Raw genomic sequence first — 22,994 nt, forward strand, 5'->3', positions numbered from 1 at the left:
ATGGTTTTCTCATCCGCCGTGGACGGTCAAGGTGGCGGGCGGAAGCTCGCCCGGATCGTCGACCAGTCCGCCCCGGCGCCGGCCCAGTCCGAGTCACGGGCGATCCAGCCCAGGGTCCAGCCCTCGGCGCCCGGCGGTGCCCCGGGCACCGTCTGGGTGGCGTGCAGCCGGTCGCCGTGCGGGGTGTCCCAGCGCAGCTCCCACACCGTGTCGCCGCCGCTCGGGGCGAGCCGCACCTCGTCGTAGTCGGGCAGCGCGCCCGCCTCCGCCGCCTCGTCACGCATGGCGCGCAGCCGGGGGACCGGGTCGCCACTCTCCGGGCCGGCGACGCCGAGCGCGCGGCCGGTCGCCGGGTCCTGGAAGCAGGCGATCGGTCCGTCCTGGGAGTACCGCCACCCGCTCGGCACGGCCACCCGGAATCCGCGGGCGTCAGTGTGCCAGAGCCAGCCGTGCGGTGGCCGGAACCGTTCGCCTGCGACCGGGCCGGCGGCCGGCACCGGCTGGCCGACGATCTCCGGCCGGACGCACGGAAACGGCGGCGGGGGCACCCCGGGACCGCCGGGCGGCGGCCGGTGCCGGTCCGGTCCGCGGTCGAACGGCCCGGAGGGCGGCGGGCCGGGAGGTGGGCCGGGATCGCGTCGATCGGCGGCGTTCGGCTCCCGGTGTCCGTCGCCGGTGACCGCCAGCGCGGTGCCGATGCCCGCCGCCGCGGCCACCAGCAGCGCCGAGGCGACCAGCGCGCCGCGACGCAGCAGCCGCCGACCGGCCCCACCGGCCAGCGACGCGCCACCCCCGGCCGGTCCGGTCGTGCCACCCACGCCCGGCTCGGCCGCACCGCTCCGGGCCGGCCAGACGGTGCTGCCCTCGGCCGCCTCGGGCGCCCTGTCACCGGCCGGCCCGGCGGTGCTGTCCACGGCCGGCTCGACATCGCCGTCTCCGGCCGGTCCGGTCGGGTTGCCCCCGGTCGCCGCCGGCCGGTCAGCGGTGTCAGCCGGGCTCGGCGACCGGTCCGCCGGAGCATCGGCACACCGCCCGTCGCCGGTCGGTTGGTCGGCCGCCACCGGCGCCTGCGGCCCGACCCACTCGGCGGCGACGGTCAGCCGGCGATGGGCCTCGTCGTGGTCGATCCGTTGCCGCGGATCGCGGCGGAGCAGCCCGGCGAGCACCGGCGCCAGCGCACCGGCGTGCGGCGCCGGATCCGGTGGCGCGCTCGCCAGGGCGCTGAGGGTGGCCATCGCGGTACTGCGGGCGTACGGGGAACGGCCCTCGACCGCGGCGTGCAGCGTGGCGCCGAGCGACCAGAGGTCGGCCTCGACGCTGGAGACCCCCTCGGCAGCCCGCTCGGGGGCGACGTACTGCGGCGAACCGAGCACCATGCCGGGCCGCGTCATCGCCCCGTCGCCGCCGTCGAAGACGGCCAGCCCGAAATCGGTGAGCATCACCCGCCCGTCGTGGGCGACGAGCACGTTCTGCGGCTTCACGTCCCGGTGCAGCACCCCGGCGGCGTGCGCGGCGCGCAACGCCGCCAGCACGGCCAGCCCGATCCGGGCCGCCCGGGGCGGGTCGAGCGGCCCCTCGCCGTCCAGCACGTCCTGCAGGGTCCGGGACGGGACGTACTCCATGACGATCCAGGGTTCGCCGTCGACCGGGACCACGTCGTAGAGCCGGACCACCCGGGGATGGTTGAGCCGGGCCGCGGTGCGCGCCTCCCGCAGAGTGCGCGCCCGCAGCTCGGCCCGCTCGTCGTCGGCCAGCCAGGCGGGCGGCACGACCTGCTTGACCGCGACGTCGCGGTGCAGCATCTCGTCGCGGGCGCGCCACACCCGTCCCATGCCCCCGCGGCCCACCAGGTCGAGCAGCCGGTACCGGCCGGCGATCAGCACCTGCCGCACGCTCCTCCCCGCCGCTGTCCGATGTACACCCTAGCCAGCGGATCGGAGGTGACCTATCGGTCGTACGCCTCGGTCAACAGGCCGTACCGTCGCGGACGAGCAGGTTTCCGTCCGGAATGGTGAGGTGCGGACGGCCACCGGCCAGCCGAGCGGCGGCCCGGCGGGCCTGCAACGGCCCGTGCTCCCGTCGGGCGGCGGCATAGCTGCCGGCGGTGCGCGCCGCGATGGTCGCCCAGCCGTACCGCTCGCCCACCATGGTCCGCGCCCGGCGGGCGACCCGCCGGGCGAACACCTCGTCGCCGAGGAGCTGATCGACCGCGGTGGCCAGCGCGTCCGGGTCGCTGTGCGGGAACGTCACCCCGGTCACCCCGGGCTCGACGATCTCCGCTAGGCCGCCGGTGCGGGCCACCGCCAGCGGCGCGCCGGCCGCGGCCGCCTCCAACGCGACCATGCCGAACGGCTCGTAGAGGCTGGGCACCACGGTCGCGTCGGTGGCGGCGAGCATCGCCGGCAGTTGGGTGGTGTCCAGGAAGCCGGCGAAGCGGACGGTCGAGGTGAGCGCGAGCCGCCGGGCCTCCTCCTCCAGCTCACCCCGGTACGGGCCGTCCCCGGCGATCACCACCCGCAGCCCGGGGTGCCGCTGCCGCAGGTACGGCACGGCGTGCATCAGGTGCTGCACGCCCTTCTCGTAGACCAGCCGGCCGGCGTACCCGACCAAGGGACCCTTCCCGGCGAACCGGGCCCGGGCGGAGGCGACGGCGCGCGGGCGGGCCCGCCACGCCCGGTCGTCGACCCCGTTGGGCACCACGTCGACCTGCGCGACGGGCACCTCGAAGAGGGTGGTGACCTGGTCGCGCATGTAGCCGGAGCAAGCGATCACCCGGACGGAGGAGTTGCTCAGCCAGTGCTCCACGCCGTGGATGGTGCGGTTCATCTCCTCGGGCAGCCAGCCCTGGTGCCGGCCGGCCTCGGTGGCGTGGATGGTGGTCACCAGGGGCAGGTCGAGATGCTCGGCGAGGGTGACCGCGGTGTGCGCGACCAGCCAGTCGTGGGCGTGGATGACGTCGTAGTCGCCGGCCTCGGTCGCGCGCAGGGCGGCCCGGGTGAGGGTGTGGTTGAAGGCCATGGTCCAGGCCAGCAGGCTGCCGGTGGCCAGCGGGAAGGTGACCGGGTCCTCGGCGGCGCGCAGGATCCGGACGCCGTCGGCGTACTCCTCGAGCGGGGCGCCCTCGGCGTGGCGGGTGACGACGGTGACCTCGTGGCCGGCGGCGGCCAGGGCGACGGAGAGGGCGTGCACGTGCCGGCCGAGGCCACCGACGAGCACGGGCGGATATTCCCACGACAGGATGAGCACCCGCTGGTGCCGGGCGGGGTGGATGTCGATCACGTCAGCGTCAGGTGACATGCGGCCCCCTTGGAGTTGTCCCCGGGCGCGCGCCGACCGACACCCGCGATGGTGTCCGTCGTCGCGTCTGGATCGGGGCCAATCCTGCCGTGACCTGGATAACCAGTGGCGACACCGCCGTTGCGGTCGTGTAAAGCGCTAACGGCCGGCGCGGCGCACCCGCAGCAACTCGGCGACCGACCACGCCTGGAACGGGCAGCCGGTGGCGCCGTGCGGCGGCAGACCGTCGGCCGTCTCGCTGACCGACCCGAGCCCGTACTCGGTGAGGTGGGCCTCGAGCCCCACGAACAGCTCGTCGACCGGCATCTTGGCCCGCCGGGCCGCGTCCACGTACGGCCCGAACAGCCACGGCCAGACGGTGCCCTGGTGGTAGCCGCCGTCCCGCGCGGCCGGCCCGCCCCGGTGCCGGCCGACGAACTCGGGGGCGTCGGGAGAGAGGCTGCGCGGGCCGAGCGGGGTGAGCAGCGCGCCGCCGATCCGGCGCAGGGTCGCCTCGTCCGGCTCCAGCGGGGCGTACGGCAGGGACCAGGCGAGCAGCTGGTTCGGGCGCAGCGAGTCGTCGTCGTGGTACGCGGCCCCACCCAGCGGGTACGCCGGCGCGGGCGCGTCCAGCACGTCGTGCAGCCAGCCCGCCGGCGCCGGGTAGCGCTCCCGGAACGAGTCGGTGGCCCGCCGGTGCAGCCGCCACAGCTCACCGGCGTCCGCGCCGGCCAGCTCGGTCAGCTCCGCCAGCCCGGCCAACCCGTTGATCCAGAGCGCGTTGACCTCGACCGGCTTGCCCGTGCGGGGAGTCACCGGAACCCCGTGGACCCGGGCGTCCATCCAGGTGAGGGCGGTCTCCTCGGTGCCCTGGGTGAGCAGCCCGTCGGCCGGATCGACGGCGATGCCGTAGCGGGTACCGGCCCGGTGCGCGTCGACCACGGCGTGCAGCGCCGGCAGCAGCTCGTCGCCGAGGTCGGTGTCGCCGGTGACGGTCACGTGCCGGCTCACCGCGTGCAGGAACCACAGCGTCGCGTCGACCGTGTTGTACTCCACCCGGCCGGTGTCGGCGGTGTTCGCCAGCATCCCCTCCGACAGCGTCGCCGCGTACGAGCGCAGCAGCTCCCGCCCCAGCTCGGCCCGGTTGGTGCTGAGGAAGAGCCCCTCGTACGAGATCATGGTGTCGCGCGACCAGGCGCCGAACCACGGGTAGCCGGCGACCACGTCCACCGGGGCGTCGGCGGTGCGCACCACGAACGCGTCGGCGGCCAGGGCCAGCGTCGCCTCGACGTCGTCGGCGGGCTTCGCCTGCGCCACCACCTGCCGGTTACGCCGCCGGGCCACCTCGATCACCTCGGTCGCCGGCGGCGGCTCGACCTCCAGCGGCGCCGCCCAGGCCAGCACCGAGACCGTGTCGCCGGGCCGCTCCAGCGCGCCGCTGAACCGACCCGCGTACCAGAGGTCCTCCTGCGGGTGCAGCCCGCGAGCTGCCTCCTCCCGGTGATGCACACCCAGCCACCACTGCCCCTGCGGTGTCCAGCCCGGCCCGGAGAGCCGGAACGCGTCCTCCACCACCGCGCCGCCGGCCACCTGCTCCACCGTGGGAGCCGGACCGTCGGCCCGGCGTTCGCCGTGCGCGTCCCGCCAGGTGCAGGCCGCGGAAAGGTCGAGGCGCACCGGCCCGCCGGAGACCAGCCGGTGCACCACCGCGACGCACGACCGGCCGGGAAGCATGCCCAGCTCCCGCTCGATCACCACGTCGCCGATCCGCCACCGCCACCGCGGCACCCCGTCGACCAACCTGAACTGCTCCAGCAGTTCGAACCCGCGCGGGTCGACGTTTCCGGAGGCCCACTCGTGCGCGCCGAGACGCACCTGAGCCCCGGAGGGGAGCAGCACGGCCGGGTCGAGACTGACCAGTCCCACGCGTCGGGACGCGGGCGAGTCGCCGGCCACCACCAGCAGCCCGTGGTAGCGGCGGGTCCGCAACCCGCTGACCGTGCCCATGGCGTAGCCGCCGACACCGTCGCAGACCAGCCACTCCCGGGTCGCTGCGCTGGTCAGCTCGGTGCAGACCTGCGGGCCGAAGCGAATGTCGATCAACTTTCCTCCACCGGCGGCGGCGTGCCACACGCCACGACGAGAATGGCTGCTGTGGTCAAGTACCCGAACGGCGTCGAAGATGTGCAGGTGATCACCGACCGTTCGTCCTCCGACGCGCCGGCACCTGACGCTGAGCGGATCCGGCTGGCCCAAGCCGACTCCGGGGAGCAGGACTGGCGCGCATGGGGTCCCTATCTGTCCGAACGGGCGTGGGGAACGGTACGGGAGGACTACAGCGAGCACGGTACGGCCTGGGACTACTTCCCGCACGATCACGCGCGGTCCCGAGCGTACCGATGGAACGACGACGGCATGGCCGGTGTCTGCGACGACCGGCAGACCTTCTGCTTCGCGCTCGCGCTCTGGAACGGCAAGGACCCGATCCTCAAGGAGCGGATGTTCGGTCTCGGCGGCGACGGCGGCAACCACGGCGAGGACGTCAAGGAGTACTGGTGGTACGAGGACTCCACCCCGACGCACTCCTGGATGCGCTGGCGCTACCACTACCCGCAGGCCGCCTTCCCCTACGACGAGCTGGTCGCGGTGAACGCGCTGCGCGGCCGGGACGACACCGAGTACGAGCTGGTGGACACCGGCATCTTCGACGACGACCGGTACTGGGCGGTGACCGTCGACTACGCGAAGGCGTCGCCGACGGACATGTGCATCGTGATCAACGTGGCCAACCGGGGCGACCAGGCGGCCACCCTGCACGTGCTGCCCACGCTCTGGTTCCGCAACACCTGGGCCTGGGGGCTGCCGGGCGCCGACCGGGTGCCGCGGCTGGTGGGCGACGGGTCGCGGCTGGTCGGCGAGCACTGGGTGCTCGGCCAGTTGCTGCTGGAGGGCGACGGGGCGCCGACCCCGTTGCTCTGTGACAACGACACGAACGCCGAGCGGCTCTGGGGCCTGCCGGGCCGCTCGCCCTATCCGAAGGACGGCATCAACGACCACGTGGTCGACGGGGCGGCGACGGTCAACCCGGACCGGGAGGGCACCAAGGGCGCGCTGCACTACGTGCTGGACGTGCCGGCCGGCGGCAAGCGACAGATCCGGCTGCGGCTGACCCGTACCGCCGGGCCGCCGGCGGGCGACCCGCCGCCCCCGGCCGACCTGGGCGGCGGGTTCGACGCGGTGTTCTGGGCCCGTCGGGCCGAGGCGAACCGGTTCTTCGCCGGCGTGATCCCGGCCGGGGCCAGCGCCGACGAGGCGCTGGTGGCCCGGCAGGCCATCGCCGGGCTGATGTGGGGCAAGCAGTTCTACCACTTCGACGTCAAGCGGTGGCTGGAGGGCGATCCCGGATCTTCGCCGCCGCCGGCCGGACGCCGGCACGGGCGCAACAGCCACTGGTGGCACATGACCAGCTTCGACGTGATCTCCATGCCGGATCCGTGGGAGTACCCGTGGTACGCGGCCTGGGACCTGGCCTTCCACTGCGTCAGCATCGCCCGGGTGGACCCGAGCTTCGCCAAGGCGCAGCTGCTGCTCCTGCTGCGTGAGTGGTACCTGCACCCCAACGGGCAGATCCCGGCGTACGAGTGGGCGTTCGGCGACGTGAACCCGCCGGTGCACGCCTGGGCGGCGCTGAAGGTGTTCGAGATCGACGGCAGCCGGGACCACGAGTTCCTCGCCCGGGTGATGCACAAGCTGCTGCTCAACTTCACCTGGTGGGTCAACCGCAAGGACACCGGGGGCAACAACGTCTTCGAGGGTGGCTTCCTCGGGTTGGACAACGTCGGGCCGTTCGACCGGTCCGCGGCGCTGCCGGTGGCCGGCGTGCTGGAGCAGTCCGACGGCACCGGCTGGATGGCGATGTACGCGCTCAACATGCTCGACATGGCCATCGTGCTGGCTGAGCACGACCGCACCTGGGTGGACACCGCCACGAAGTTCTTCGAGCACTTCACCTACATCGCCGCGGCCGCGTACTCGCAGGGGCTCTGGGACGAGGAGGACGCCTTCTTCTACGACGTGCTGCGGCTCGCCGACGGCAGCAAGGTGCCGCTGAAGGTCCGCTCGGTGGTCGGCCTGCTGCCGCTGGCCGCCGTCACCCGGCTCAGCGCCCGCACCCTGCACCACCTGCCCGAGCTGGGCGCCCGGCTGCGCTGGTTCCTGGCCAACCGGCCCGAGTACGCCGACGTGGTCGGCGCCCGCCGGCTGGGGCCGGACGGTCGGCAGCAGCGGCTGCTCTCCATGGTGGGACCGGAGCAGGTGGTCCGACTGCTGGCCCGGATGCTGGACAGCGACGAGTTCCTCTCCGATTACGGCCTGCGTACGCTCTCCCGGGCACACCTGGACAAGCCGTTCTCGGTCACCCTCGGCGGGCAGGAGTTCTGCGTCGGCTACGAGCCGGCCGAGTCCACCAGCGGCCTCTTCGGCGGCAACTCCAACTGGCGCGGCCCGATCTGGATGCCGACCAACTTTCTGCTGATCAGCGCGCTGCGCGACTACGCCGCCTTCTTCGGCGACGACCTCCAGGTCGAGTATCCGACCCGGTCCGGCGTCAAGCTGACCCTCAACGAGATCGCCGACGACCTCTCCGCCCGGTTGATCGCGCTCTTCACCCGCGACGGCTGGGGCCGCCGGCCGATCTACGGTGCGGCGCAGCTCTTCCAGACGCACCCGGACTGGCGGGACCTGATCGCCTTCCCGGAGTACTTCCACGGCGACAACGGCGCGGGCCTGGGCGCCTGGCACCAGACCGGCTGGACGGCGCTGGTCGCCGACCTGATCCTCACCCTGCGCCGCTGACCGCGCGCAGCACCGCGCCGATCGGCTGGCCCGACGCGCGGTCGCGGCGCTGGGCATGACCGTGCTCGATCCTGTCACCGGCGGGACGTGTGGTCGAGAATCGACGTCGTGAAAGACGTGGACTTCTCTCAGGACTGGGTCCGATTGCTGGGTCAACTTGACCGAAACGTGTCTTCCGGGCGGCTCTCGCCGGACACGGCGGCGTTGGCCGATCTGATGAGCATCTATCGGGTGCCGGGGGTCAGCATCGCCGTCGGGCACGTGAGCGGGCGGGTGTGGGCGGCGGGGTATGGCGTCACGGGTGGCGAGACGCCGACGCCGGTGACCGCCGGCACCGCGTTTGCGGCCTGTTCGATCAGTAAGCATGTCGCCGCATTCGGCGCATTGCGACTGGTCCAGGACGGTGTCCTGGACCTGGACACCGACATCGGCGAGTACCTCACCTCGTGGCAGCTACTCGACCGCGAGGGTCAGCGACCGGGAGTTACGCTGCGCCAATTGCTGGCGCACACGGCGGGTCTGTCCGACACCTGGTATCGCGGCTACACCGCGGATCGCGCCCCGTCGCTGTTGCAGGTCCTGCAAGGCAGCGGCTCGACGACTACTCCGCCGGTTCGGTCGACCCTGTTGCCGGGTAGCCGTTTCCGGTACTCGGGCAGCCACTACTCCGTGCTCCAGCAGCTGGTGGTGGACGCGACCGGGACCCCGTTCGAGGACCTCATGCGAACTCTGGTGCTGGAGCCGGTGGGCATGGCCGACAGCAGCTTCGACCAGCGGTTTCCGCACCAGCGACGGCATCTTGTCGCTCGTGGCCATCACGGTGGCGGCACCGGGATTCCCGGCGGTTGGCGAGCGCAACCGGAGACGGCCGCAGCTGGGCTCTGGAGCACCCCGACCGACCTGCTCCGGCTGGACCTCGAGATCGCCCGGGCGGCCTCGGGAGACTCGAAGCTGCTCGACCGCGACCTGGCCATCGAGATGTGGGCGCCGCAGATTCCTGGTGGCAGCTACGGGCTCGGCACTGAGTTCGTCGACCGTGCCGGGCGCCGGCGTTTCGGACACACCGGGTTGAACGTTGGCTACACCTGCTTCTCCTACGTGTGGCCCGACAGTGGCACCGCGGTCGCTGCGATGACCAACTCCGAGGATGGATGGGAGTTGCTGGCCAGCATCCGCGCCGCCGCGGACCGTCGGTACGCCACCGGCACCACAGCCGCGCCCCTTGGTGACGTGACGGGCCGCTACGTTCTGCACGACGACTACCCGATCGACATCGCGGTCACCAACGGCCAACTGACCTTCTCCGCCGCTGCCCAGCAACCGGTTGTACTGCTTGCGGACCCAGACGGTCGCTTCCTCCACCCAGGACTCGATTTGGAAGTCCGGTTCCTACCGACCAACGATGGGCCATGCATCCTGGAACTGCGGCAGGAAGGAGTCGCGCAAACCGCGACACCATCAACCGAGGTGCGCCGGCCACGGGCACCGTCGGCCCAGCCCTAGGGCTGACTCGATTGCGAGGAGTTGTCGAGAGGCATCTCGTAGCGGCACAGATCGCCCTCGGCACCCGACTGCCGGAACCCCGCACGTTCGAGGGTGCGTTGGGAGGCGACGTTGTCTCTGTCGGTGTCGGCAACGACCCGGGACACGCCGTGCTCGGCCGCGACGGTCAGCAGCGCGGTCAGCGCCTCTGCCGCATAGCCCTGACCACGAGCCGACGGTGCCAGGCCGTAGCCGATCTCGACGCATCCGTTGCGCGGTTGGCCTCTGAAGCCGATGCCGCCGATGGCCTGCCCGTCGGCCTTGCGAGTGATCCGATAGTGCCCGAACGGCCGTGGGTTCCCGTGGGCCGCGGCGGTCCTCAGGAACGCGGTGACGCCGATGACGTCACCGTCGAAAGGGAAGTCATCTGCCCAGACGTCCCCCGCTCCGGCCTGGCGCGCGACTATGCGTTCGCCCTCCGCCGTGTCGATCGCGTGCAGGGTGAGTCGCCGTGTGTGAAGTTCGGTCACGGCGGCAGCCAAGCAGGGCGCCGCGGCTGCCACAAGCTACTTTTCGCGTCCGGCGCACCCGGCGTCGGGTGCGCCGGTGCCGGAGACGCCCCGGTTCGGCCGTAGTCGCCAATCCGTCATCGAGCGACTACGGGCGGTGTGCGCCACTAGGCTCGTGGCGTGTCCGGACCTGAAGAAGGGGCCGCCGAACGAGATCTGCGCGACCGCATCGTCACGGCTGCCCGCGAGTTCGCCGAGGCGGAAGGTTGGGCGGGGGTGAGCATCCGGCGGTTGGCCGATCGGGCCGAGATCGACATCGGTGATCTCTACCGGCACTTCGCCGATCTGGAGGCGCTGGTCGCCGCCGTCGCGGTGTGCGCCTTCGCCGACATCGCCGCCGACCTGGCCGAGGCTCACGCCGAGGCGACCGGCGGGCCGGAGGGCGCCTGGCCGGCGGTGGTGAGCGCGTACCTCGACTTCGCGTACGCGAATCCGGAGGTCTACGACGCGATGCTCGTGCTGACGCCCGACCTGGCCCTCGGCGCTGACGGCGTGCCGGCGGCGCCCCGGGCGGTCTTCGCCGAGCTGCGGGCGGCGCTCGCCCCGCTGGCTGCGGGGCGTGACCCGGACACCCTCGCCGAGGTGGGCTGGAGCCTGCTGCACGGCGTGGTCATGCTCACCCGGGGTGGCCGGCTGCGCCCCGAGGCGCAGGAGGAGCGGGAGGCGATGATCGCGGACCGGCTGCTGCGCTGGCCCTGACAAGCGAACGGCCGGACGCGACGCGTCGATCGGCCCGCGCGGAAAGTCACTGCGCACACCGCGCCCGGTGCCTTAGAGTCCCGGACCGTTCGGGCGAGCGTGAGGAGGCGGCGGCATGACGGTCGGTGGGATGGCAGGGCGGCGTGGGCAGGTGTTGGTCTTCGACGCGGACGACACGCTCTGGGAGAACAACGTCGTGTTCGAGCGCGTGATCGACGACTTCCTCGCCTGGCTCGATCACCCCACCCTCGACCGGGCCGAGACCCGGGCCATCCTCGACGACATCGAGCGGGCCAACGCGGTGGCGCACGGCTACGGCAGCAAGGTCTTCCTGCGCAGCCTGGGGGAGTGCCTGGAACGGCTGCGCGAGCGGCCGGCCACCGACGCCGAGCGCCGGGAGATCGACCGGCTCGCGGTGGCGCTGGTGGAGCACAAGGTCGAGCTGATGCCCGGGGTGGCCGAGGCGCTGGACGAACTGGCCGGCCGGCACGAGCTGCTGCTGCTGACCAAGGGCGAGCGGGAGGAGCAGCAGCGCAAGCTCGACGCGTCCGGGTTGCTGCACCACTTCCGGGCCGCGCACATCGTCCGGGAGAAGGACGTCGACACCTATCGGTGGCTGGTCCGCGAGCACGGCTTCGACCCCGCCCGCGCCTGGATGATCGGCAACTCCCCGCGCTCCGACATCCGCCCCGCCCGGGCCGCCGGGATGAACGCCGTGTTCATCCCGAACGAGAACACCTGGGTGCTGGAGCATGACGACCTGGACCCGACCGATCGGGGGGTGCTCCGCCTGGCCGCCTTCCCCGACCTGCTTCGGCACTTCTGAGCAGCGCCGCTCACCGGCGTCGCCGCCGCGACGGGCGTACGGTTGATGCGCCGAGTGGCGCCGCTCCGCGCGCTCGCCGCCGGCGCACCGCCACGCCGACGCCGGGCGGGTCGCACGCCGCGCGGGGCACCTCCGGTGGCGAGGTCGTCTCGACCAGAAACAGCGTTCACGAGAACCGTCGCGTTACGCCGACATGCCGCTTTTCAACGTTGATATCAATCACCCTTCTCCGGCTCCGCGGCTCCTTGTCCAGCCTGGAGAAACGCGCCTAACCTGAGCCGGCGCTCGCGCCTCTTCGGGGTGAGACGGGAGCGCGCCGAAGTCCGGTCGTTGGGCACCGTGGAGCTGAGTGCAGGCGGGCCGGCTCGTCGTGTTGAGCCCGGAGTGGGCGGCGTGCCACGCCCGCACGTTCAATACGACGATGTCCGCTACCACGCCCGGACGGTGGGGGTCAGGACCGGGGAGTTGCGGACCCGGTCCTGACCCGTTATCTGTTTCCGTTTCGGCGCCGACTGATCCCGGTGGCGTCCGGCTCGCCATTTCCGTTACGCCGACTCTCCGCATGGGCAACCGACGTTCCTCACTATTTCCGGGACACCGGAAGCGGCTGCGGCCTGTCATCATCCTTCGAATGGAACGCAGACATTTCGCTGCGGTGGCGACGCGGGCGGGTCGGCCGTGAGCGGGCGGGGGCGGCCCATCCCGCCGCCGAACCGGGCCTCCGCGCTGACCACGCTGCCCGATGCGACCGACCAGGTCGTCATCGTCACCGGCAACGGCTACAGCACGACGTACGCGACGCTGGAGACGTTCGCGAAGGTGGGCGGGCACTGGACAGCGGTCTCGGCGCCGCTGCCGGCGCGCATCGGCTCCAAGGGGTTCAGCGACAACCACGTCGAGGGCGTGCCCACCACGCCGACCGGCGTCTACTCGTTCGGCCCGACCATGTACGGCATCGGCGCCGATCCGGGCGTGCGGTTCCCGTACCACCGGGTGGTGACGTACGACTGGTGGAACGAGAACGTCAATTCGCCGCTGTACAACACCTTCCAGCACAGCACCACCAACCCGGGCGGCTACAGCGAGGCGCTCTGGCAGGAGATCCCGGCCTACACCCACTTCGGCGTGATCACCTACAACATGCCGCCGAACGTGGCGAAGCCGGTGCCGGGTGTCGGTAGCGGCATCTTCCTGCACGAGTTCAGCACCGCCAGCGGCAACGCGACCGCCGGTTGCGTCAGCCTCTCCCACGCCAACCTGCTCAAGGTGCTCACCTGGCTCGACCCGGCCCGCTCGCCGAGGATCGTGATGTGTCCGGTGCAGAACCTCGGCCGCTACTGACGACACCCGTCCCCGACAGGGCCGTCCCGCACATCGGGGCGGCCCTTCGTCGTGCCCGGCCGCCGATACCGTCGCGAGATAGCCGGACGATAGCCGGACGATAGCTGTCGGTGTATGTCCTCTCCCTAGCTTCTACCCGACGTATTGGCCCTTGACCGGAGGGTAACGGGTGAGAAGAAAGCTACGGGGACCGCTGATCGCGGCCCTGGTGGTGGCCCTGGCGGCCACCATGGGCGGGACGCAGGTCCTGACCGAACAGAGACCGGAAGGCGCCGCGAGCGCCGACGACGACGGAAAGGGCCTGCTCGACCGGCTCGGGGGCGCCGCCCGCGGGTTGGTCGGCGACGGACCGGACCGGCCCAGGCCGGAGGTCATCAGCGCCGGGCTGTCGGTGCAGGAGAACACGCCGGCGGGCAAGGCGTGGCCGGCGCAGAAGCGGGTCAAGGAGTTGACCGGCAAGCGCACGGCGAACGGCAAGACCTACCAGCTGTCCGACGGGCGCACGCAGGCGGAGATCTCCGCGGTGCCGGTGCACTACAAGGACTCGAAGGGCCGCTACCAGCCCATCGACACCACCGTCCGGCCGACCAACGACAGGGGCTACGTCCAGGGCAACCGGACGAACGCCTTCACCAGCCTCTTCGGGGACAGCTCGGATGAGCTGGCCCGGTTCGAGCAGGACGGCCGCAGCATCGAGCTGGGGCTGGCGGGCGCACCGCAGGCGGTCACGCCGAAGGTGTCCGGCTCGACGGTGACCTACCCCGGCGTGGCCGGTGGCGCGGACGTGGTCTACGACGTCACGTCGACCGCGCTCAAGGAGAAGATCGTCCTGCGTAAGGCCCCGGCCGCGCCGGTGTCCTACACGTTCACGCTCGACACCGCGGGGCTGGTCGCGCAGCAGCGCGAGGACGGCTCGATCGCGTTCGTCGGCCGCGACGGCGGCCGGACGTACTTCGAGATGCCCGCGCCGTTCATGTTCGACGACAAGGACGACAAGGCCTCGCCGCACGGCAAGGTGTGGAGCGACAAGGTCACCCAGAAGGTGACGCAGTCCGGTGCCACCACGACGGTCACCGTCACCCCCGACGCGGGTTGGCTGGCGGACTCGGCGCGGGTGTACCCGGTGGTGGTCGACCCGACCATCAAGGTCCAGCCGGTGCCGACCGACGCGCAGGACGTCGCGATCTACTCCGGCGCCACCACCACGAACTACAACGACACCTACCAGCTGAAGGTGGGCACGGACGCCTCCCAGTCGTGGCGGTCCCTGGTCAAGTTCGACGTCAGCTCGGTCCCGGCGAACACGCCGATCGACGACGCGCGGCTCGACATGTACTACTCGCAGACCCACCACGCGTGGGGCTTCGACGTGGCGATGGAGGCCCGGCGGGTCACCCAGCCGTGGACGGAGAGCACCGCGAACTGGTCGAACATGAACGCCAACATGGCCGCACAGCCGGCCGGCAACATGGTCACCAAGGACGACGGCGACTCCGGCACGTCGATCAGCGGCACCTGGCCGTACTCGGCCAACGCCGATCTGACGCCGCTGGCGATCAACGGCGACTACCGCTACAACAGCGACACCACTGCCGGGAACACCCACACCTGGGTGCCGACCATCACCGAGTCGGGTGACTACCAGGTCGAGGTCCACTACGTCTCCGAGGCGGACCGGCCAACCAACGCCCCTTACACGGTCTACTACAACGGCGGGTCCAAGACCTACAACGTCGACCAGACCGGCAGCGGTCTCGGTGAGTGGAAGACCCTCGGCGTACACCCGTTCGTCGCCGGCACCACCGGCAAGGTCGTCCTCGGCGACGTGCTCGGCAAGTCGGTGATCGCGGACGCGGTCCGCTTCACCCGCTGGGGCGTGACCACCAAGAAGGCCGCGGTCTCCAACGTCTGGAGCTCGTTCCCGGTCCGCAACGCCGTGCAGGAGTGGGTCAACAAGTCCCAGCCGAACTACGGCTTCATGGTCAAGGCGGTCGACGAGGCGAAGAAGGGCCGCGGCGGCCCGATCTTCGAGGCGTCGGAGTTCGCCTACAACAACGCGCGGCGGGACTACAACCTGCCGAAGCTGGTGGTCACCTGGGGCACCCCGGGCATCGCGGTGAACCCACCGACCACGATCACCTCGACCGGTGCGGTGCTGGACTGGCCGGCCTACCCGGGCACGGACATCGCCGAGTACCAGGTGCACCGCAGCATCTTCCAGGAGTACACGCCGTCGGCGGCCACCCTGGTCGCGCCGGTCTCCAGCACCACCCGCACCTATCAGGACACCACCGCGGTCCCCACGCCGGCGGACAACACCGACCCGTTGGCGCGGAAGTTCTACTACTACATGGTCGCGGTCAAGACCAAGGACGGGCGGCTGATCGCGGGTCCGACGCAGTCGGCGATCCTGCCGAAGGCGGGTCAGATCACCCGGATCTACCGCACGGGCACCACGGACACCACGCTGGCGCAGAGCCGGCCGACGGAGAACGTGGACGTCTACGACGGTGACCCGTACGTCAGCCCGGGCAACAACTCGCCCTACTACGGCGACACCCACGGTCTGGTGAAGTTCCCGACGCTGACCGGGATCCCGACCGACGCTCAGGTCGTCGACGCCGACCTGCGGCTGTACAACACGTCGCTGTTCCCGGGCACGGACACCGACGAGTACGTCGACGTCTACAAGCTCAAGCGGGCGTTCACCGAGACGAAGGCGACCTGGAACACCTACGACGGTGTCAACGCGTGGACCACGGCGGGTGGCGACTACGACACCACCTGGAAGGCCGGCACCACCGGGTTCACCAACGACCCGGAGTGGGCGAGCTGGGACATCACCGCCGCGGTGAAGGGCTGGGTGACCACCCCGACCAGCAACAACGGCCTGCTGCTGCGTCAGCGCGACGAGGTCAACCAGACCGCGCGGGCGATGCTGCTGTCGTCCGAGGCGCAGGAGCCGCTGCTGCGCCCGACGCTGGAGGTCACCTACCTCGAGCAGAATGCCGAGTCGACCTACTACGCGGCTTCGACGCCGGCGTTGACGACGCCGAACGCCACGTACACGGTGCCGGTGACCCTGTCGAACCCGACCCTGGCGGCGTGGAACCCGACCGACTGGGAGCTGGCCTACGACTGGAAGCGGCCCGACGGGATCACCGACGGCGCGGACGCCACCTTCGAGTTGAAGACCGCGCTGCCGAAGAGCGTCCCGGCCGGCGGCACGGTCGATGTGGCCGCGCAGGTGAAGACCCCGCCGTCGTCGACGGACGGGAACAAGCGCACCGACTACGTGCTGCAGTGGGATCTGCGCAACAAGCTCACCGGCAAGAAGCTGTCGGAGACCACTCCGGCGATCCAGCCGCTGCCGCAGAACGTGGCGGTGGAGGAGCCGACCTCCGACCAGCTGGGTCTGGAGAAGTTCTACTCGTACGCGGGGAAGAACACCGGCGCCGGTGGCTCGCTGATGAACAACCTCTACTCCGGCAACACGGTGTGGTCGTACAACGCGATCAACAACCCGTCCCGCGGGCTGTCGACGTTCGTGCGGCTGGCGTACAACTCGCTGGACACCAGCGACTCCGTGGCCGGCTTCGGCTGGTCGCTGCAGGCGTCGTCGTTGATGCGCCTGGGCACGCCGCTGGACTTCCACCCGAACCCGAACCCCACCAAGGTCACGCTGACCGACGGTGACGGTACGAGCCACTGGTTCACCTGGGACGCGGCGGCGAACGAGTGGAAGAGCCCGAAGGGTGTGCACCTCTACCTGCAGAAGTACAGCAGCGTGGACTGCAAGCCCAACACGCAGGAGCCGAAGGCGTGGGTGCTGACCCGGCCGGACCGGACGCAGTTCTTCTACGACTGCGAGGGCTTCCTGTCCAGCATCGTGGACAACAACCAGAACGAGATGCGCTTCGTGTACGAGGAGCGCAAGTCCAACAACAAGCCGACGAAGTTCCTCAAGTACATCCTCGACGCGACCAACCGTAAGACCCTGACCATCGAGTACTTCGCGAAGGGTCAGACCTTCGACTACATCGATGATGTCACCTGGACCCGCAAGACCGGGACCGGCCTGACCAACCCGAAGATCATCGACCACATCTCGGAGATCACCGACATCTCCGGGCGGAAGCTGACCTTCGCGTACACCGACAAGGGTCTGCTCGGTGAGCTGATCGACGGTGCCGGCTCGACCGACGGCGCGCCGAAGACGTTCAAGTTCGCCTACGACATGACCCAGGGCAACAAGAACGTCAAGCTGGTCAAGATCACGGACCCGCGGGCCAGTGCCAGCGGCGCCAACTACTCGACCAACCTGGTCTACAACTACCCGCAGGCCGGCGACGACCCGAAGTGGCACTGGACCACCAAGTCGTACACCGACCGGCTCGGCTACCTGACCCAGTTCGCCTACGTCGACCCGGACGGCCCGCAGGGCAACAACATCAACACCACGGTCACCGACGCGGAGAACCACGCCACCGCCTACCAGATGGACGGCTACGGGCGGACCTACCAGACCACCAACGCCAAGAACGAGACCACGAAGTTCGGCTGGGACGACGACCACAACGTGGTCCGGATCGAGGAAGCCAACGGCGCGGTCGCGACCTGGGCGTACGACCCCAAGACCGGTTACCCGACCTCGATGAGGGACGCCGAGGCGGTCAAGAACGGTTGGCCGGGAACGGCGCTGGCCTACCAGCGCCAGCTCAACGGCTACGTGGCCGAGGTGATCACCAAGACCAGCTCGGAAGGCCGCAAGTGGACCTTCACGTACACCGCCGAGGGTGACGTCGAGACGGTCACCGACCCGGTGGGCAACACCACGGCGACCGCCGGCGACTACACGAGCACGAACACCTACGACGAATGGGGTCAGCTCCTCACCGCCAAGGACGCCAACGGCAACACCACCAAGTACGGTCCCTTCCACGCCAGCGGTTACCCGACGAAGATCGAGGACCCGGGCCCGGGCTTCTCGTACTTCACCTACGACGACCGGGGCAACACCCTCGAGGTCAAGAACGGCAAGAACGCCAAGGTCACCCAGGCGTACGACACGTTCGGTCGGCCGAAGACCAAGGTCGAGCCGATGGACGCGGCGAACAACCGCTTCATCACGACCAAGGCCCCGGTGTACGACGCCAACGACAACATCACCACGGCGTACGCGACCAACGGGGCGGAGTCGACGTCGGTCTACGACCGGGCCGACCAGGTCACCGAGTCGTACGCGCCGAAGGACGTGGCCACCGACCCGGAGCGCAAGACCACCACGACGTACGACAAGGTCGGCAACGTCCTGACCGTCACGGAGCCGCAGGGCAACCTGACCTCCACGGTCGGCGACTACACGACGACCACCAAGTACGACGCGATCTACCAGCCGATCGAGGTCGTCAACGGCCTCGGTCAGAAGGTGGCCTCGGAGTACGACAACGTCGGCAATGTCACGGTCCTGTACGACGCGAAGAAGACCGCCAGCGCGGCGGCCGACTTCACGACCAAGTACGAGTACGACTGGAACCACCGGGTCGTCAAGACCACCGACGCGCTCGGCAAGTTCACCACCGCCCGGTACGACAAGGACGGCCTGACGCTCGGGACCACCGACGCGGAGGGCAACGAGTCGCTGGCGCAGTACGACGCCCGCGGCGCGCTGGTCGAGTCGAAGGTGCCGCACAAGAAGGACGCCTCCGGCAACAACGTCTACCGGACGACCAAGTACGAGTACGACCAGGTCGGCAACCAGACGAAGGCGATCACGCCGCGCGGTGTGGACACCGCCGACGACGCCGACGACTTCGCCGTGGTGACCCTCTACGACGCGCTCAACCGCAAGAAGGAGGAGTGGTCGTCCTATGACAAGGACGACAGCCGCTACAACACGCCGGACAAGACCTTCTACACCTACGACGAGATCGGCAACCTGGCGAAGGTCAGCGCGCCGCCGTCGGACGGGCAGAGCGTCCGCAACGAGACCGAGTACACCTACTACGACAACGGGTGGACGAAGACGTCCAAGGACCCGTGGGACATCGTCAACTCGTACGACTACAACGACCTGGGCCAGCAGACCAAGAACACGCTGAGCTCGGCCGGTGGGTCGACCACCCGGACGATGACCTGGGACTTCTACCCGTCCGGCAATGAGAAGGGGCGGTCGGAGGACGGCCTACCGGTCGGCAAGGACGTTGTCCTCGTCGACAACTCGGACTCCCAGAACACGGCCACCCAGGGCACCTGGACCAGCGGCGCCGCGACCGGCAACTACGGCTACGACGTGGCCACCGCGCCCGCGGGCAGCGGGTCGGCGCAGTTCAACTGGCAGCTGACCATCCCGCGGGACGGCAGCTACGAGGTGTTCGTCCGGCATCCGCAGGTCAGCGGTGCGGCAACGGACGCGAAGTTCACCATCACCCACAACGGCGGCAGCGTCGTCAAGACGGTGAACCAGACCCAGAACACCGGCACCTGGATCAGCCTGGGCAGCTACCCGTTCACCGAGGACGGCGTCCAGAAGATCACCGTCACCGACCAGGCGACGGGCAAGGTGCTCGCCGACGCGGTCAAGCTGGTGCGGGACAACGCCGGTGACGTGGACAACGAGAAGAAGGAGTTCACCTACCGGTACAACCCGAACGGGATGCTGGTCGAGGTCAAGGACCTCAGCCCGGGCGCGAAGATCAACCGGTACGACGTCGCGTACGACCAGCTGAACCAGATCTCGTCGGTCAAGGAGTTCGTCGGGGCCACCGACACGACGCCGAAGAACACCACGGCGCTCACCTACGACGACAACGGCAACCCGCTCACCTCGACCCACGACCTCACCTGGTCGAAGATCGAGTACGACGCTCGGGACATGGTCGCCAAGGTGACCAACGCCGACTCGCCGACGGCGGGCAACCAGCAGATCTCGACGTTCACCTACACGGCCCGCGGGCAGATGCTCAAGCAGACCAAGCCCAACGGCAACACCGTGGACTTCGAGTACTACCTCGACGGCGCCACCAAGCACCAACTGGAGAAGACCTCCGGTGGGGCGACCGTCGCGGAGCACACGCTGGAGTACCAGGCCAACGGGCACCCGTCCCGGGACGTGCTCAAGTTGATGAACGCCGACAACGCGTCGGACCACATCGACAACACGTACGTCTTCAGCTACGACCCGCAGGACCGGATCGCGAAGCTCGACAAGACCGGAGACAGCACGTCGACGGAGACGTACGTCTACGACGCCAACGGCAACACGGTCTCGCAGACGGTCGCCGGCACGACGAGCACCAGCAAGTACGACCGGAACCGGCTGCACTCCACCACCACCGGTGGCGTGACGCAGACGTACAACTACGACCCGCTGGGTCGCCTCGACACCGTGTCGATCGGCGGTCAGCGGACGCAGAAGCACTACTACGACGGTTTCGACCGCACGGTGAAGACCACTGCGGGAATCGGTGCGAACGCCAAGTCGACCACCTACGTGTACGACCCGTTCGACCGGACGGTGTCGCAGACGAAGGGCGACAAGACCACCCTGTTCACGTACCTGGGGATGGACAGCCAGGTGCTGCGCGAGGAGGTCGCCGGCAAGGCGGAGAAGTCGTACCAGTACGCGCCGTGGGGTCAGCAGTTGACCCAGGTCAAGCACAAGGACGACGGCAGCCGGGAGTACTCGCAGTTCATCTACCGGCCCCGCGGTGACGTCGTCGGTATCACCAAGGATGACGGCAACACCCGGGCGACGTACGGCTACACGGCGTACGGCAAGGACGACGAGTCGCAGTTCACCGGTGTGGACAAGCCGGGTGCGACGCCGGAGGGTGAGGAGCCGTACAACGCGTTCCGGTTCAACGCCTCCCGGTGGGACTCGGGCTCCGGTACGTACGACATGGGTTTCCGCAACTACGACCCAGGTCTGAACCGGTTCCTGACGCGGGACACCTATGGCGGCGCCATGGCGGACATGGGTCTGGCGATGGACCCGTTCACGGGCAACCGGTACTCCTTCGCCGGCGGTAACCCGATCAGCTTCGTGGAGTTGGACGGGCACCTGTTCGGGATGTCGTGGTCGGACATCGGTCACGCCGCCCTGGACGTGGTCGGCATGGTGCCGGTCGTCGGTGAGGTCGCCGACGTCGCCAACGGCATCTGGTACGCGGCCGAGGGCAACTACGTCGACGCCGCTCTGTCGATGGCGTCCGCGATCCCGCTGGCGGGTAACGCGGTGGCCGCGGCGAAGCTGGCCAAGACCGGCACGAGGATCGCCGAGGGCATCGACACCGCCAAGGACGTCAAGAACGGCGCCGAGGCCGTCACTACTGGTGCCAAGGGAGCGCCCTCGACCGGCGCGCCCAAACCGAAGGACACGACACCGTCGGGTCCGAGCTGCAAGGTCAACAGCTTCGTACCCGGTACGAGGGTGCTGATGGCAGACGGCTCGACCACGGCCATCGAGGACCTGCAGGAGGGCGACTGGATCAAGGCCACGGATGTCGAGTCGGGTGCCACCCGGAACCGTGAGGTCACGAACACCCGCAACCACGAGGGTGACAAGAAGCTCGTCACTCTGACGCTCGACACCGACGGCCGTGATGGCCAAGCTACCGGCAAGGTCACGTCAACGGCCGGTCACCACTACTGGTTGCCGGACTCCGGGCGTTGGGTCACCGCGGACACGCTCAAGCCGGGCATGTGGCTGCGGGCGTCCTCCGGCGTCTGGGTGCAGATCACCGCTGTCGAGCACGAGAAGCGCTCTGCACGTGTCTACAACCTCACCGTCGATGCGGACCACAACTACTACGTCCTCGCCGGTGGCCAGACCGTCCTGGTCCACAACGAATGCCCTGACTATGATGAGCTCGCCGGTGACCGGGCGAAGCAGCTCCACGAGGGGCTGAAGGACCCCTCGAAGGAGAAGGGCGGATGGGCCTACGAGAACGACACGACGGCGGTGATTCTCGCTCGCGACCAGGCGGGTGACATCCGCACCATTGTCGCCTCGAACCGTAAGTACGTGCCCAAGGCGATCAAGAACCAGCTGGACGCCGATGCTGGCGATGTGTTTGCCAATGGCAAGGGGCATGCTGAGATGACGGCTCTGAGCTACATGGACAAACAGGGCTGGACATTCCTCGGGGGCGGTGCCAACCGCAATGTCTGTCCTCCCTGTGAGAACTCAATACGTGACCGGGGGATGTCTCTGACGGGCCCGAAGTTCCTGGGCAGGCTCAAGTACCTCGGTCGGATGTTCAACTACAAGGGCGAAAGGACGTTCAAGTGACAGATCTGGAGGAGGACATGCGCCAGGCGTCTCTGCTTGGCCCTGCAGGTCGACAGAGTGCTGTCGCCCTGGTCCTCGTCCGATACTTCGGCTTCGATCAGGATCCGAAGTTTTCGCCCTGGTTCGAACAACATCGGGAGGCGCTGTCACAGGTGCTGGCCTTCGGCTCTCGGGTCCACCGTGAGGCGATCACCGGTTCCGGAGTGTCCACCGAAGAAGTTCGACCTGTAAGAGAACTGGTCGAGCGCGTTCTGGAGGCTAGCGATCCGGACGGCCCGCCTTTCGAAACGGAGATCGTCGACCATCTTGTGCTGGCAACGGAGGTTTTTGACTCCTTGGCGGCACCAGAGGACCTGGAACGGTTGAGGCGCGCCTTCGAACATGCCGAGGAACTTGCGGAGGCGGCTGAAGAGATGGCGGCCGAGTCTTCTTCTGAGGACGAGGACGCTGCCGAGTTCCTGCGCCTGGAGAGCGAGATCCGACGGTCGGATCTGAGCGACATGAGAATGGTGCGGGAGGTGGAGGATCTCGGTCCTGAACGCCTTCTCCCGCGCAGCGAGGCCTTCGCGCGGCCCTATGCCACGGTGATCGCCAACGGCTACTCGGACGAGGATGCCGGTCGCTCCTGACCTGTTGACGGTGCCCACCCCGCAAC

Annotated in this window: 11 protein-coding genes; 7 read left to right on the forward strand and 4 right to left on the reverse strand. The window is 69.6% G+C overall.

What is annotated here, in order from left to right; translation table 11 throughout:
• Positions 1-26: 26 nt before the first annotated feature.
• The 3 genes from ACIP9D_RS19790 to ACIP9D_RS19800 form a co-directional block, all read right to left on the reverse strand.
• A complete protein-coding gene (locus ACIP9D_RS19790; RefSeq protein WP_350872901.1) occupies positions 27-1,892 on the reverse strand; it encodes a protein kinase domain-containing protein in 1,866 nt (621 codons plus the stop codon).
• 73 nt (positions 1,893-1,965) lie between these two features.
• Positions 1,966-3,297: a glycosyltransferase family 4 protein gene (locus ACIP9D_RS19795; protein WP_350872903.1), complete on the reverse strand. Its 1,332-nt coding sequence runs from the start codon at positions 3,295-3,297 to the stop codon at positions 1,966-1,968.
• A 138-nt stretch (positions 3,298-3,435) separates the two neighbouring features.
• Complete coding sequence (locus ACIP9D_RS19800; RefSeq protein WP_350872904.1) at positions 3,436-5,379, reverse strand: amylo-alpha-1,6-glucosidase; 1,944 nt, start codon at positions 5,377-5,379, stop codon at positions 3,436-3,438.
• Positions 5,380-5,421: 42 nt separating this feature from the next.
• On the opposite strand from ACIP9D_RS19800, the gene ACIP9D_RS19805 reads away from it, so the two are divergent.
• Positions 5,422-8,130, forward strand: coding sequence for an MGH1-like glycoside hydrolase domain-containing protein (locus tag ACIP9D_RS19805; RefSeq protein ID WP_350872906.1), 2,709 nt, complete (start codon positions 5,422-5,424; stop codon positions 8,128-8,130).
• Positions 8,131-8,238: 108 nt separating this feature from the next.
• A complete protein-coding gene (locus ACIP9D_RS19810) occupies positions 8,239-9,633 on the forward strand; it encodes a serine hydrolase domain-containing protein (RefSeq protein ID WP_350872908.1) in 1,395 nt (464 codons plus the stop codon).
• Here ACIP9D_RS19810 and ACIP9D_RS19815 read toward each other — a convergent pair.
• On the reverse strand, positions 9,630-10,142 hold the full coding sequence (locus ACIP9D_RS19815; protein WP_350872909.1) for a GNAT family N-acetyltransferase: 513 nt from the start codon (positions 10,140-10,142) through the stop codon (positions 9,630-9,632). The two genes, ACIP9D_RS19810 and ACIP9D_RS19815, sit on opposite strands and share 4 nt — an antisense overlap.
• Before the next feature lie 159 nt (positions 10,143-10,301).
• Between ACIP9D_RS19815 and ACIP9D_RS19820 the strand changes: the two genes are divergently transcribed.
• The 5 genes from ACIP9D_RS19820 to ACIP9D_RS19840 all read left to right on the forward strand — a co-directional run bounded on the left by ACIP9D_RS19820 (position 10,302) and on the right by ACIP9D_RS19840 (position 22,968).
• Positions 10,302-10,880 carry a TetR/AcrR family transcriptional regulator gene (locus tag ACIP9D_RS19820; RefSeq protein ID WP_350872910.1) on the forward strand — a complete coding sequence of 193 codons (579 nt, stop codon included), beginning with the start codon at positions 10,302-10,304 and terminating at the stop codon, positions 10,878-10,880.
• A 130-nt stretch (positions 10,881-11,010) separates the two neighbouring features.
• A complete protein-coding gene (locus ACIP9D_RS19825) occupies positions 11,011-11,706 on the forward strand; it encodes an HAD family hydrolase (RefSeq protein WP_350872964.1) in 696 nt (231 codons plus the stop codon).
• A gap of 678 nt (positions 11,707-12,384) precedes the next feature.
• Entirely contained in the window at positions 12,385-13,047 is a 663-nt protein-coding gene (locus ACIP9D_RS19830; protein WP_350872911.1) for a L,D-transpeptidase family protein, read from the forward strand.
• 169 nt (positions 13,048-13,216) lie between these two features.
• Positions 13,217-22,339, forward strand: a complete 9,123-nt coding sequence (locus ACIP9D_RS19835) for a DNRLRE domain-containing protein (RefSeq protein WP_350872912.1) — start codon at positions 13,217-13,219, stop codon at positions 22,337-22,339.
• Positions 22,336-22,968 carry a hypothetical protein gene (locus ACIP9D_RS19840; RefSeq protein ID WP_350872913.1) on the forward strand — a complete coding sequence of 211 codons (633 nt, stop codon included), beginning with the start codon at positions 22,336-22,338 and terminating at the stop codon, positions 22,966-22,968. The genes ACIP9D_RS19835 and ACIP9D_RS19840 overlap by 4 nt, the downstream gene beginning before the upstream one ends.
• Positions 22,969-22,994: the final 26 nt, after the last annotated feature.

It is taken from the genome of Micromonospora sp. NPDC093243, from assembly GCF_044753725.1.
Lineage (GTDB): Bacteria > Actinomycetota > Actinomycetes > Mycobacteriales > Micromonosporaceae > Micromonospora.

Bases quoted from the DNA above. Each gene is read 5' to 3' on its own strand.
- ACIP9D_RS19795 (WP_350872903.1), bottom strand. From the start codon at position 3,297: ATGTCACCTGACGCTGACGTGATCGACATCCACCCCGCCCGGCACCAG.
- ACIP9D_RS19825 (WP_350872964.1), top strand. From the start codon at position 11,011: ATGGCAGGGCGGCGTGGGCAGGTGTTGGTCTTCGACGCGGACGACACG.
- ACIP9D_RS19805 (WP_350872906.1), top strand. From the start codon at position 5,422: ATGGCTGCTGTGGTCAAGTACCCGAACGGCGTCGAAGATGTGCAGGTG.